Raw genomic sequence first — 12,692 nt, 5'->3', positions numbered from 1 at the left:
ATGGCCGAGCAGTTGACCTTCCCGCTGCACCTGCGTTCCGCGCAGGGGCGTGAAGACTTCTTCATCTCGCCAGCCAATGCGCTGGCGGTGACGACCCTCGATGCGCCCGAAACATGGCCGCTGGGCCGGATGATCCTGATCGGGCCAGAAGGCGCGGGCAAGACGCATCTCGCGACGATCTGGGCCGATGAACAGGGTGCCGACATCCTGCCCGCGCGCGAGCTGACCGAAGAGATGGCCCCTGCCCTCGTCGCGAAAGGGGCCGCCGTGATCGAACGGGCCGAGAGGATCGGCGCGGATGAGGCGGGTCAGCGCGCGCTGTTTCACCTGCACAATCTGATGCAGGCCGAGGGCGGGCGGCTTCTGCTGACCGCGCGCACGCCGCCGCGCGACTGGGGGATGACCCTGCCCGACCTGATCAGCCGGATGGAGGCGACCGCGACGGTGCGGATCACACCCCCCGATGACGCGCTGCTGGCGGCCGTTCTGGTGAAGCTGTTCTCGGACCGGCAACTGACCGTTCCGCCCAACCTGATCGGCTGGCTGGTCACGCGGATGGACCGCTCTCTGGCGACTGCGCGCAAACTGGTCGCGGCGCTCGATCGGCAGGCGCTCGCACAACGCCGTGCGATCACCCAAAGACTGGCGGCGGAGGTTCTGGACAGTCTCGACTGAGCCGCGCAAACTGTCACGGAGCCATTACAAAATCCAACGATAAGCGCGCCATGACCCAAGCAGATTTCCTCAAGACCCCCTTCCCCACGCCAATCGCGCTACCCGAGTCGGAGATCAGCGGACCGGGCCGGTTCTTCAACCGCGAACTGAGCTGGCTGGCCTTCAACTGGCGGGTGCTGGAAGAGGCGCGCAATCCGCGTGTGCCGCTCTTGGAACGCGTGCGTTTCCTGTCGATCTCGGCCACCAACCTCGACGAATTCTACACCGTGCGCGTGGCGGGCCTGATGGAGCTCGTGCGCGAGAGCAACGTGAACGCCTCCGATGACGGGCTCACCCCGGCCGAGCAGCTGGAGAAGATCAACGCCAACGCCCGGCGGCTGATGGACACGCAGCAGGCGACGTGGTCGGCGCTCAAGCGCGAGATGGAGCGCGAAGGCATCCATGTCGTGAGCCGCTCGCGGCTGACCAAGCGCGATCTCGACTTCCTCTCGGATCACTTCCTCAACAACGTCTTTCCGGTGCTCTCGCCGCTGGCGATCGACCCGGCGCACCCCTTCCCCTTCATCCCGAATACCGGCTTCTGCCTCGCGCTGGAGCTGGAGCGGGAAAGCGATCAGCGCCGGTTGCAGGCGCTCTTGCCGATCCCGGCGCAGATCGACCGTTTCGTGCGGCTGCCGGGCGAGGCGCGGTTCCTGCCGCTCGAACAACTTCTGATGCTGCATCTGGGCTCGCTCTTCCCGGGCTACAAGGATGTCGGCTCATGCTCGTTCCGGGTGCTGCGCGACAGCGATCTGGAAGTCGAGGACGAGGCCGAAGACCTCGTGCGCGAATTCGAAACCGCGCTGAAACGCCGCCGCCGCGGGCAGGTCATCCGCATGTCGGTCTCGCCCGGCGCGCCTGAAGATCTGCAGGCGCTGGTGATGCGCGAGTTGCATGTCGATCCCGAAGAGGTGGTCGAGGAAAAGGGCCTCGTGGGCATTGCCGATGTGAAGGAACTGATCCTCGGCGAGCGCCCCGATCTGCTCTGGCCGCCCTTCATCCCGCGCGTGCCCGAACGCGTGCAGGACCACGAGGGCGACATGTTCGCCGCGATCAAGCAGAAGGATATCCTACTGCACCACCCCTACGAGACCTTCGATCTGGTGGTGCGCTTCATCGATCAGGCCGCGAACGATCCCAACGTGCTGGCGATCAAGCAGACGCTCTATCGCACGTCGAAGGACAGCCCCGTCGTATCCTCGCTGTGTGAGGCGGCAGAGAACGGCAAATCGGTGACCGCTCTGGTCGAGTTGAAAGCCCGCTTCGACGAGGCCGCCAATATCCGCCAGTCGCGCCGTCTCGAGCGCGCGGGCGCCCATGTCGTCTATGGTTTCATCAACTACAAGACCCACGCCAAGATCTCGACCGTGGTGCGCCGCGAGGGCGATCAACTGGTGACCTACACCCATTACGGCACGGGCAATTACCACCCGATCACCGCGAAGATTTATACCGATCTGAGCTTCTTCACCTGCGACGCGGCACTGGGGCGCGATGCGACGAAGGTCTTCAACTACCTTTCGGGCTATGTGCAACCCGAGGGCCTGGAGAACCTCGCAATCTCGCCGATCACGCTGAAGCCGCGCCTGCTGGACCTGATCGACCGGGAGATCGAACACGCTAAGGCGGGCAAACCGGCGGCGATCTGGGCGAAGATGAATTCGCTGATCGAATCCGACGTGATCGACGCGCTCTACCGGGCGTCGCAGGCGGGGGTGAAAATCTCGCTCGTGATCCGTGGCATCTGCGGCATCCGCCCCGGCATCAAGGGCCTGTCCGAGAATATCCGCGTCAAATCCATCGTCGGACGGTTCTTGGAGCATTCGCGCATCGTGTGCTTCGGCAATGGCCATGCCCTGCCGTCGAACGACGCGCGGGTGTTCTTCTCCTCCGCCGACTGGATGGGGCGCAACCTCAACCGCCGGGTCGAGACGCTGGTGGAGGCCAAGAACCCCACGGTGAAGGCGCAGATCGTCAGCCAGATCATGGCGGCGAACATGGCCGACGAGGCGCAGAGCTGGATTTTGCAGCCCGACGGCAAGTTCATCCGCCACCTGCCCGACGACCGCGAGGACCTGTTCTCCTGCCACCGGTTCTTCATGGAATACCCCTCGCTCTCGGGCCGGGGTTCCGCAGGGGCAAGCGACGTTCCCGAACTTGCCCATAGCTTCGACTAGCCCTAGCTTTGGGTGCGAACGACTCGAACGGACGGGCAGATGAGCAAAGACAAAGCGGCGCCGGCAGTTGATGACAGCGACGATTGGGATCCGTTCGGCCAGCCTCTCTTCGATGACCCATCCGTGCGCGCGCTCTCGCGCGTCGGCGTCGTCGATATCGGCTCCAACTCGATCCGGATGGTGGTCTTCGATGGCGCGGCGCGCAGCCCGGCCTATTTCTTCAACGAGAAGGTCATGGCGGGTCTCGGCCAAGGTCTGGCGGAAACCGGAAAGCTCAATCCCGAGGGGCGCGAACGCGGGCTGACCGCGCTCAAACGCTTCGCCGCGCTCGCCGAGGGGATGGACATCGGCCCGCTCACCTGCGTCGCGACCGCCGCGATGCGCGATGCCGAGGACGGCCCCGAGTTTCACCGCAAGATCGAGAAAGAGACCGGCCTTAAGGTCCATATCGTCGACGGGCTCGAAGAGGCGCGGCTTTCGGCACAAGGGGTGCTTCTGGGCTGGCCCGAGGCCGAGGGCCTCGTCTGCGATATCGGCGGCAACTCGATGGAGCTGGCCGAGATCCGCGGCGGCAAGGTCTGGCGTCGCGCGACCTCGCAGCTCGGCCCTTTCCGCCTGCAGCAGATCCCGGGCGGCAAGAAAGCGATCACCGCCCATATTCAGGCGACGATGCAGGAGCTGGCCGAGAAGGTCGGCACCGAACACGAACGCATCTACCTCGTCGGCGGCTCGTGGCGCGCCATCGCACGTCTCGACATGGAGCGACGCGACTACCCGCTCCTCGTGCAGCACGAATACCGGATGAAGCCCGACGAGCTGGGCGAGACGATCGAGTGGATCGGGAAATCCGACATGGAGAAGCTGCGCGCGAAAACCGGCACCTCCTCGGCGCGGATGGAACTCGTCCCGCTGGCAAGCCAGGTGCTGCGCGAGTTGATCGCCACCTTCGAGCCCAAGGAGATCGACGTCTCTGCCTATGGGATCCGCGAAGGGCTGCTTTACGAACAGATGCCCGAACGGCTGCGCCGCCGCGATCCGCTGGTGGAAGCCGCGCGCCATACCGAGCGCGTGATGAGCCGGATGCCCGGATTCGGCAAGAAGCTCCACGCCTTCATCGAACCGATTTTCGGGCCCCTTCCGCCCGAGAAATTTCGCCTCGTCCGTGCGGCCTGCCTGCTGCATGACACGACGTGGCGCACCCATCCCGATTACCGCGCCGAGGCCTGTTTCGAGAACGTCACCCGCGCGAACTATTCGGCCATGTCCCACCCCGAGCGGATCTGGCTCGGCGTGGCGCTGCTGCACCGCTACAAGAACTCGCGCGGCGGCTCGCGGCTGGAGCCCTTCCTGCCGCTGCTGACGGAAGAGCAGATTCAGGAGGCCGAGGTTCTTGGCAAGGCGATGCGCTTCGGCTCGATGTTCGCGACCCACAGCCCCGCCGATGCGGGCGAGCTGAAATATTCGGCCAAGAAGGGCGAGCTGGAGTTGAAACTGACCAAGCGCGGCAAGGCGCTGATGGGCGAAGTTGCCGAGTCGCGCTTCCGCTCGCTTGCGAATGCGCTGAAGGCCGAGCCGATCATCACGGATTAAAGCTCGATCCCGCCCTCCGGGATCTCGATGGGCCCGCCCTGGTTCGGGCCGTCTTTCTGCGGCGCATCCTCGGGCGGCTCGGTCATCAGGGGCGGCGGCGGCGGCGCGTCCGGGCTCCGCCGCATGATGATATCGCCATTTGGCAACCGCTCGGGCGCGCCGTAATTCGACATGTCGTCGACCAGCGCCAGGAACTGGCGCAGCTTCGGCCCCAACTGGGCCGCAGCCTCCCCCAAGCCTTTCTGCATCTCGTCGAGCTGCGGCTTCATCTCATCCATCAGCCCGCGAAACAGCGACTGCGCGCCCTCCTGCAGCAACGAGAACCCGCGATCGACATCGCCGCCAGCGTCGCCACCCTCCTCCTGCGCGGAGACGGGCGTTGCCAGAAGGGCGAGCGAGAGAGCGATGACGAGCGGCTGTTTCATAGCTCCGATCCTACGCTGAAGCGGCGCGAAAATCACGCCCCCGATCAGTCGATATCGACCGAGACGGGAAAATGATCCGAAGCCTGCAAAAGCGCCTCGCGCAATTCGGGCACGCGGTAGATATGCGGATCGTCGAACGGGTGCCAGATACGCCATTTCTTCGCCCGGGCCGCCAGATCGGGCGAGAGCATCACATAATCCAGCATGGCCGAGAAATACTGCTTCTGATCGACGAGATAGAACCGCGCGGAACTCGGCGCTGCGGCCGTATGATGCGCTTTCGACAGCCGCGCATGGGGATCGTGCAGCCGCTCCGCGTCCGGTCCGCCCTCGCCCGCGACGATCTCCACGCCGGAGCGCCCGAACAGCTTCTCGTATTCATCGAGCCCCGGACCGTCGTTGAAATCCCCCAGCACGATAAGGCTGTCGCCCGCCGCGAGATGTTCCTCCACGCGGCCCCGGATCCAGATCGACTGCGCCAATTGCTTGCGCCGGTTCTCGATCGCCATGCGGGTGGCTGTCTCCAGGCTCGTCGCCCCATGCGGGGCTTTCGATTTCACATGCACGCCGATCAGCCGAAGCACTTCCCCGCTCTGCGTTCCCAGAGCGACCTCGAGCGGCGGCTTGGAAAAGGTGACCACATCCATCCGCGCGTCGATATCGAGGTCTATCCGCAGGCTGCCATCGAAGCGCGGCCACGCCTCCGAACTTTGCGGATCATGCCGCGCCGTTACGACATCGGGGTCGTAGAGCAGCGCCAGCTCCTGCTGGGTATCGTTGGAAAAGCCCAGAAGCGCGCGACGCTGGCGCAGCCCGAACCGCTCCGCAAAGCCTTCAAGCATATCCACCGTCTTGTGGCGATGATTGTCGTCGGGCGCCTCGACCACCAGAAGCACATCGGCCTCCAGCGCGCTCATCACGATCGCGATCGCGCCGGTCTGCTGGCTGCGCGTCACGTTGTAGCGCGCCGACCATTCACTATCGTCGAGAAGCGTCCCGTTGCGCGCGAAAAGGCTGTTGAACCACTCGATATTCCAAGTGGCGATCCGCATCACGCCTCCGCATGGCTGGCGCGGATTTCCTCCCAGGCCTTGTTGAGCGCAATGACCCGCGCCTGAGACAGCTGCACGGCTTCCTCAGGCAGACCACGGGCAATCGCCCGGTCGGGATGAGCCTCGCGCACCTTGTTGCGCCAGACCTTGCGCACCTGATCGAGCGGCGTGCCCGGCTCGACCTCCAGCACGGTCCACGGATCGGGATCGGCATCTTCCACGAAGGCCGAACGCATCGCGCGGAAACAGCATTCCTCCAGCCCGAAAATCCGCGCGACCTCCAGCAGGAAGGCATCCTCGCCCTCGTGGTAATCGCCATCGGCCAGCGCGATAAAGAACAGGCCTTCGAGCACGTCCTTCAGCACATCCGCGCCAGGGCCGAACATGTTGGCGATCTTGCGGGCATAGGCGTCGAAACCCGCCACATCGGTGCGCGCCATGTTGAAGACGCGCGCGGCATTGGCTTCCTCTTCCGGCGGGATCTGGAAGATGCGCCGGAACGCCGCCACCTCGTCGCGCGTGACCTGCCCGTCGGCCTTCGCCATCTTCGCCCCCAGCGCAATCACCGCGATGGTGAAAGCAACCGAGCGTTCCGGCGGCTGGCGCAGGTTGTCGAAGACCGTCGACAGCGCCTCCCCCCGCCCGAGAGCGGAGAGCGCCTGCGCGATACGCGACCAAAGGGAGATGGGCTTGTCCATGGTTCAAGTCTAGCCGCGCTGCGGCGGAAATGCACCCGCGCAAATCCGCCCTGTGATTAAATCGTTGTAATGTTTTGAAATGACTGGCGGCGCGCAGAGTTCCCCCGCGCGCCGCCCAAATTCAAAGCAAAGCCCGAACTTCGCCTTGGTCAAAATATCCCGGGGGGCGCGTCAGCGCGGGGGCAGAGCCCCCTCGCCCGTGCCCCCTCTCCCGTGAGCCCCTCAGGCCCGCGCCTGACGCACGATGTCGAGGATCTCGCGCGCGGCCAGCGGGATGTTGGTCCCCGGCCCGAAGATCGCCTTCACACCGGCCTTCTTGAGGTAGTCGTAATCCTGCTGCGGGATCACGCCGCCGCAGATCACGATGATATCCTCGGCGCCCTTCTCCTTGAGCGCCTCGATCAGCTTCGGTGCCAGCGTCTTGTGACCCGCCGCCTGCGACGAAATCCCGACCACATGGACGTCGTTGTCGATCGCGTCCTGGGCGGCTTCCTCCGGCGTCTGAAACAGCGGGCCCACATCGACGTCGAAGCCGATATCGGCGAAGGCGGTCGCGATCACCTTGGCGCCGCGGTCGTGGCCGTCCTGACCCATCTTCACCACCAGCATCCGCGGGCGGCGGCCCTCTTCCTCGGCGAAGGTCTCGACGTCCTTCTGGATCTGCGCGAAGCCCTCATCGCCGTCATAGGCCGCGCCATAAACACCAGCCAAAGTCTTCACCTCGGCGCGGTGACGTCCGAACACCTTTTCCATCGCCATAGAAATCTCTCCCACAGAGGCCCGGGCGCGTGCAGCTTCCACCGCCGCTTCGAGCAGGTTGCCACCCTCGGAGGCGCGGCGCGTCAGTTCCGTCAGCGCCGCCTCGCAGGCCGCCTCGTCGCGGCTGGCCCGCATCTTCTCGAGCCGCGCGATCTGGTTGTCGCGCACCTTCGCATTGTCGATATCGAGAATATCCAGCTCGTCCTCGGTCTCGCGGCGATACTTGTTCACCCCGACCACGACATCCTCGCCCCGGTCGATCAGCGCCTGACGCCGGGCGGCGGTTTCCTCGATGCGCAGCTTGGGCATGCCCGAGGCCACGGCCTTCGTCATGCCGCCCATCTCCTCGACTTCCTCGATCAGCTCCCAGGCCTTCTCGGCCAGTTCCGCCGTGAGGCTCTCGACGTAGTAGGAGCCCGCGAGCGGATCGACCACGTTGGTGATCCCGGTCTCTTCCTGCAAGATCAGCTGCGTGTTGCGCGCGATCCGGGCCGAGAACTCGGTGGGCAGCGCGATCGCCTCGTCGAGCGCGTTGGTGTGCAGCGATTGCGTGCCGCCAAGCGCGGCCGACATCGCCTCATAGGCCGTGCGGATCACGTTGTTATAGGGATCCTGCTCGGCGAGCGAGACGCCCGAAGTCTGGCAGTGGGTGCGCAGCATCGAGCTTTGCGGCTTCTTCGGCTCGAACTCTTCCATGATCCGGCTCCACAGCAGGCGCGCCGCGCGCAGCTTGGCGGCCTCCATGAAGAAGTTCATCCCGATCGCGAAGAAGAAGCTCAGGCGGCCCGCGAACTTGTCGACATCCATCCCCGCCTTGATCGCGGTGCGCACGTATTCGCGCCCGTCCGCCAGCGTGTAGGCCAGCTCCTGCACGAGGTTCGCGCCGGCCTCCTGCATGTGGTAGCCCGAGATCGAGATCGAGTTGAAGCGCGGCATCTCGTTCGAGGTGTATTCGATGATATCCGCGATGATCCGCATCGAAGGCTCGGGCGGATAGATATAGGTGTTGCGGACCATGAACTCCTTGAGGATGTCGTTCTGGATCGTGCCCGACAGAACGCTGCGGTCATGGCCCTGCTCTTCGCCGGTGACGATGAAGTTGGCGAGGATCGGGATCACCGCGCCGTTCATCGTCATCGAGACCGAAATCTGATCGAGCGGAATGCCGTCGAACAGGATTTTCATGTCCTCGACGCTATCGATCGCCACACCCGCCTTGCCGACATCGCCCTCGACGCGCGGATGGTCACTGTCATAGCCGCGGTGGGTGGCGAGGTCGAAGGCCACCGACACGCCCTGCTGCCCGGCGGCGAGCGCCTTGCGGTAGAAGGCGTTCGACTCCTCGGCGGTCGAGAAACCCGCATATTGCCGGATCGTCCACGGACGGCCCGCATACATCGTAGCCCGCGGCCCGCGCGTGAAGGGCGAAAGGCCCGGCATGGTGCCCAGATGGTCGAGCCCCTCCACGTCCTCTTCGGTGTAAAGCGGCTTGACCGCGATCCCTTCGAGCGTGTTCCAGGTCAGGTCCTCGAACGGCCTGCCACGCAGTTCCTTCTCGGCGAGCTTACGCCAGTCCTCTTTCTTGTCCGTCATGGCCAAATCCTTCTTCCACTGTCGCCGCGGCGGGTGTCTTCCCCGCGTCTTCGGCCGTCATTTCCACGAAATTCAGTCCCGGCGGCGCGTGGCGCAACCAGGTCAGATCCTCCAGATAGCGGGCGGTCATCTGCGCGCGCTGCGCCTGATCGAAAGGCATCCAGCGCCCCGGCCCCGCCGCGACGCGGTGCCCGGCGCGAACCAGCCCCTCGCGCAGCGCCGCGCGCCCCGGGGCCGCGTTACGCCGTTTGCCGGCATCGAACAGCCCGGCAGGCAGGCCGTCGCCCGGCACAAGCGCCTGCAGCTGGGCCTGCGGCTCCGCCCTCAGCGCCTCATGGCTCCAGACCGTGACGGGCGCCTCAAGCGCGGCCTGCGCCTGCGCGATCACCTCCGGCCAGCCGCGCGGATGATCGGCAAGCCGCGCAAGCCCGCGCGCATCGGGCAGGCCAGCGCCCCGCCCCGCCATTACCGACAGCACCGAGGACCACCACATATCATAGCGCCGCATCGACAGCGCCACGCCGCCCAGATGCCCGCCCAGTACCTGCCGCGCACGCTCCAGCCGCCCCGCCGCATCCGGGTAGAGCGTCAGCATGTCCACGCAATGCGGCATCGCGCCCAGCAGGTTCTCCTCCGAGATCACCAAATGGCGCATCCCCTGATCGGCGAGCCGGTCCAGCTCGAACGCCAGCGCGGTTCGCAACCGCGACAGCGCCGCCCCATCCTCGGGCGTCACCAGATCGGGGCGCTTCACCAGCCCCGAGAACAGCCCCGCCCGCGTCCGGTCCGGCCCCCAATAGGCGATCCCGCCCGCCGCCAGCGCGTCGGCGTTTTGCAGCATCCACGCCTGAAACGTCGTCGTCGCGGTGCGATGCGCCCCGATATGAAGAATGACATCCATGCCCGGCCCCCACGGCCCCGGGTCCAAGCGGCACCCCGCCGCAGCCCCGAAAACCCGGCGCCAGTCTGCACCGCGAGTCCTTGCGCGGCGCTTAAAGGCCGCATTTGGCGAAAATTCGCACGGTCCGGCATGGTGCGAGGGGGCTCGCACGCATATATCAGGAACGAGAGAGGAGCCCATGACCCGTCTATTATCCCTTGGACTCGCTGCATTTCTTGCGCTGACGCCCTTTGCGGCCGCAGCCCAGGACAGCACCGTCGATCTCGCCGTGGCAGAGCCCGAGGTCACGCCCCCCTTCGCGCCGGTCGATGGGGCGGATGCGGAGCTGGACGCGTTCGTCTGGCAGAAACGGCCCATCGTCGTCTTCGCCGACAGCCCGCTCGACCCCGCCTTCAAGGAACAGATCCGATATCTTAAGGACCACTGGGCGGAACTGGCCCGGCGCGACGTCGTCGTCATCACCGACACCACGCCCGATCCGGCCAGCGACGTGCGCCGCACGCTGCGCCCGCGCGGGTTTTCCCTCGTCATCATCGCCAAGGACGGCACGGTGAACCTGCGCAAGCCCGCCCCGTGGGACGCGCGCGAGATCGTCCGCTCGATCGACAAGATGCCGATCCGGCGCGACGAGATCCGCGAAGAGCGCGGCTTCTGAGCACATCCCCGCACAGCACCGCGCGCCAATAGATCGCGCCCCGCCATGGCGGGGTGAGCCGGTCGCCCGGCCTCCCTATGCCACGGCGCGGGCGTCACTTATTCGAACTCCATGATGATGTCGTCGACGGCAAGGCTCGCGCCCGCCTCGGCGTTGATCTTCTTCACGGTGCCCTTCTTCTCGGCGCGCAGGATGTTTTCCATCTTCATCGCCTCGACGGTGGCCAGCGGCTGACCTTCCTGCACTTCCGCGCCTTCCTCGACCGAGATCTTCACGACGAGACCCGGCATCGGGCAGAGCAGGAATTTCGAGGTATCAGGCGGCAGTTTCACCGGCATCAGCTGCGCGAGCTCGAACTGGCGCGGCGTGCGGACATGGACCTTCAGATCGGCGCCACGCACGCGGATACGGAAGCCCATCGGGATCTTGCCGACTTTCAGCACCAGCGGCGCCCCGTTCACGGTCAGCTCGGCCAGCGGGTCGCCCGGCGTCCAGTCGCTCTCGACGCGCATCTCCTCGCCATCCTCAAAGAGGATGGTCGAACCGTTGCGATCCGCGTTCACCTTGAGTTTGAAATCTTGATCCTGCAGCGACACGGCCCAATCCTTGCCGACCTTGCGCTCGTGATTGCCGAGCGTGCCGGAGATCTTCGTGCGCCGGATCTCGGCCACGCGCTCCATCGCCGCCGTGGCTGCCGCGACCTTGCGCAGCATTCCCTCGTCCAGCGTCACACCGGCGAAGCCTTCAGGATATTCCTCTTCGATGAAGGCGGTGGTGATGTTGCCGGTCACGAAACGCTCGTGATCCATCACCGCGGCACAGAACGGCAGGTTGTGACCGATGCCCTCGACTTCGAACATATCGAGCGCGAGACGCATCTCTTCGATAGCCTCGCCGCGGCTCGGCGCCCAGGTGCAGAGCTTGGCGATCATCGGGTCGTAGAACATCGAAATCTCGCCGCCCTCGAAGACTCCGGTATCGTTGCGCACGATGCCACCCGTCGCGGTCTTGCCTTCCTCCGGCGGACGGTAGCGGGTCAGACGCCCGATCGAGGGCAGGAAGTTGCGATAGGGGTCTTCGGCATAGAGGCGGCTCTCGATCGCCCAGCCGTTGATGCCGATATCTTCCTGTTTCATCGGAAGTTTCTCGCCATCGGCCACGCGGATCATCTGCTCGACGAGGTCGATGCCGGTGATCAGCTCGGTAACCGGGTGCTCCACCTGAAGACGGGTGTTCATCTCGAGGAAGTAGAAGTTCTTCTCGCCGTCGACGATGAATTCCACCGTGCCCGCGCTGCAGTAATCCACCGCTTTCGACAGGGCCACGGCCTGCTCGCCCATCGCCTTGCGCGTCTCGGGGTCGAGGAAGGGCGACGGCGCCTCTTCGATGACCTTCTGGTTGCGGCGCTGGATCGAGCATTCCCGCTCGTTCAGATAGACGCAGTTGCCGTGCTTGTCGGCGAGTACCTGAATTTCGATGTGGCGCGGTTGCGTCACGAATTTCTCGATGAAGATACGGTCGTCACCGAAGCTGTTCGCCGCCTCGTTCTTGGACGACTGGAAGCCCTCGCGCGCCTCATCGGCATTCCACGCGATGCGCATGCCTTTACCGCCGCCACCGGCAGACGCCTTGATCATCACCGGGTAACCAATCTCGTCGGAGATTTTCACCGCTTCCTCGGCATCCTCGATCAGCCCCATATAGCCGGGCACGGTCGACACGCCCGCCTCTTTCGCGAGCTTCTTCGAGGTGATCTTGTCGCCCATCGCCTCGATCGCGCCGGAGGGCGGACCGATGAAGGCGACGCCCTCTTTCTCCAGCGCCTCGGCGAATTTCTTGTTCTCCGACAGGAAGCCGTAGCCCGGGTGAACCGCCTCGGCGCCGGTCTGGCGGATCGCATCCATGATCTTGTCGATCACGATATAGGATTGGTTCGCCGGCGGCGGGCCGATATGCACCGCCTCGTCGGCCATCTGAACATGCAGCGCCTGCGCATCGGCATCGGAATAGACGGCGACCGTCTTGATCCCCATCTTCTGCGCCGACTTGATGACGCGGCAAGCGATCTCGCCACGGTTGGCGATCAGGATTTTCTTGAACATGTCAGGCCCTTCCCTTCCGGTGCGGG

10 protein-coding genes are annotated in these 12,692 nt (G+C 65.1%); 4 read left to right on the top strand and 6 right to left on the bottom strand.

Translation table 11 applies throughout. The features are described 5' to 3' along the window. From BMI86_RS18915 to BMI86_RS18905, 3 genes are read left to right on the top strand one after another with little or no spacing between them, the layout of a single operon-like run. A complete protein-coding gene (locus BMI86_RS18915) occupies positions 1–675 on the top strand; it encodes a DnaA/Hda family protein (RefSeq protein ID WP_078542719.1) in 675 nt (224 codons plus the stop codon). A 50-nt stretch (positions 676–725) separates the two neighbouring features. Beyond that, positions 726–2,891 carry an RNA degradosome polyphosphate kinase gene (locus BMI86_RS18910; protein WP_078542718.1) on the top strand — a complete coding sequence of 722 codons (2,166 nt, stop codon included), beginning with the start codon at positions 726–728 and terminating at the stop codon, positions 2,889–2,891. A gap of 39 nt (positions 2,892–2,930) precedes the next feature. After that, positions 2,931–4,481 (top strand): Ppx/GppA family phosphatase, encoded by a 1,551-nt coding sequence (locus BMI86_RS18905; protein ID WP_078542717.1) that lies wholly within the window; start codon positions 2,931–2,933, stop codon positions 4,479–4,481. Here BMI86_RS18905 and BMI86_RS18900 read toward each other — a convergent pair. From BMI86_RS18900 to BMI86_RS18880, 5 genes are all read right to left on the bottom strand, one after another. Further along, positions 4,478–4,906, bottom strand: a complete 429-nt coding sequence (locus BMI86_RS18900; protein ID WP_078542716.1) for a hypothetical protein — start codon at positions 4,904–4,906, stop codon at positions 4,478–4,480. The genes BMI86_RS18905 and BMI86_RS18900 overlap by 4 nt on opposite strands. A gap of 44 nt (positions 4,907–4,950) precedes the next feature. Further along, complete coding sequence (locus tag BMI86_RS18895) at positions 4,951–5,958, bottom strand: endonuclease/exonuclease/phosphatase family protein (RefSeq protein ID WP_078542715.1); 1,008 nt, start codon at positions 5,956–5,958, stop codon at positions 4,951–4,953. Further along, positions 5,958–6,644 carry a TerB family tellurite resistance protein gene (locus BMI86_RS18890; protein ID WP_078522912.1) on the bottom strand — a complete coding sequence of 229 codons (687 nt, stop codon included), beginning with the start codon at positions 6,642–6,644 and terminating at the stop codon, positions 5,958–5,960. The genes BMI86_RS18895 and BMI86_RS18890 overlap by 1 nt, the downstream gene beginning before the upstream one ends. 234 nt (positions 6,645–6,878) lie before the next feature. After that, positions 6,879–9,008 carry a methylmalonyl-CoA mutase gene (gene scpA, locus BMI86_RS18885; RefSeq protein ID WP_078542714.1) on the bottom strand — a complete coding sequence of 710 codons (2,130 nt, stop codon included), beginning with the start codon at positions 9,006–9,008 and terminating at the stop codon, positions 6,879–6,881. Beyond that, entirely contained in the window at positions 8,980–9,909 is a 930-nt protein-coding gene (locus BMI86_RS18880) for a hypothetical protein (RefSeq protein WP_078542713.1), read from the bottom strand. The genes scpA and BMI86_RS18880 overlap by 29 nt, the downstream gene beginning before the upstream one ends. A 178-nt stretch (positions 9,910–10,087) precedes the next feature. Between BMI86_RS18880 and BMI86_RS18875 the strand changes: the two genes are divergently transcribed. After that, entirely contained in the window at positions 10,088–10,564 is a 477-nt protein-coding gene (locus tag BMI86_RS18875) for a DUF4174 domain-containing protein (RefSeq protein ID WP_078542712.1), read from the top strand. A 98-nt stretch (positions 10,565–10,662) separates the two neighbouring features. Here BMI86_RS18875 and BMI86_RS18870 read toward each other — a convergent pair whose 3' ends face one another. Beyond that, positions 10,663–12,666, bottom strand: a complete 2,004-nt coding sequence (locus BMI86_RS18870; protein WP_078542711.1) for an acetyl/propionyl/methylcrotonyl-CoA carboxylase subunit alpha — start codon at positions 12,664–12,666, stop codon at positions 10,663–10,665. Positions 12,667–12,692: the final 26 nt, after the last annotated feature.

It is taken from the genome of Thioclava sp. DLFJ5-1, from assembly GCF_002020115.1.
GTDB lineage: Bacteria > Pseudomonadota > Alphaproteobacteria > Rhodobacterales > Rhodobacteraceae > Thioclava > Thioclava sediminum.
This window is presented reverse-complemented; position numbering and strand designations above follow the sequence as displayed.

Excerpts from the sequence above, each read along its gene's own strand:
- BMI86_RS18910 (WP_078542718.1), top strand. The coding sequence starts at position 726 with ATGACCCAAGCAGATTTCCTCAAGACCCCCTTCCCCACGCCAATCGCG.
- BMI86_RS18870 (WP_078542711.1), bottom strand. The coding sequence starts at position 12,666 with ATGTTCAAGAAAATCCTGATCGCCAACCGTGGCGAGATCGCTTGCCGC.
- BMI86_RS18905 (WP_078542717.1), top strand. The coding sequence starts at position 2,931 with ATGAGCAAAGACAAAGCGGCGCCGGCAGTTGATGACAGCGACGATTGG.
- BMI86_RS18895 (WP_078542715.1), bottom strand. The coding sequence starts at position 5,958 with ATGCGGATCGCCACTTGGAATATCGAGTGGTTCAACAGCCTTTTCGCG.
- BMI86_RS18915 (WP_078542719.1), top strand. The coding sequence starts at position 1 with ATGGCCGAGCAGTTGACCTTCCCGCTGCACCTGCGTTCCGCGCAGGGG.
- BMI86_RS18875 (WP_078542712.1), top strand. The coding sequence starts at position 10,088 with ATGACCCGTCTATTATCCCTTGGACTCGCTGCATTTCTTGCGCTGACG.
- BMI86_RS18900 (WP_078542716.1), bottom strand. The coding sequence starts at position 4,906 with ATGAAACAGCCGCTCGTCATCGCTCTCTCGCTCGCCCTTCTGGCAACG.
- BMI86_RS18880 (WP_078542713.1), bottom strand. The coding sequence starts at position 9,909 with ATGGATGTCATTCTTCATATCGGGGCGCATCGCACCGCGACGACGACG.
- scpA (WP_078542714.1), bottom strand. The coding sequence starts at position 9,008 with ATGACGGACAAGAAAGAGGACTGGCGTAAGCTCGCCGAGAAGGAACTG.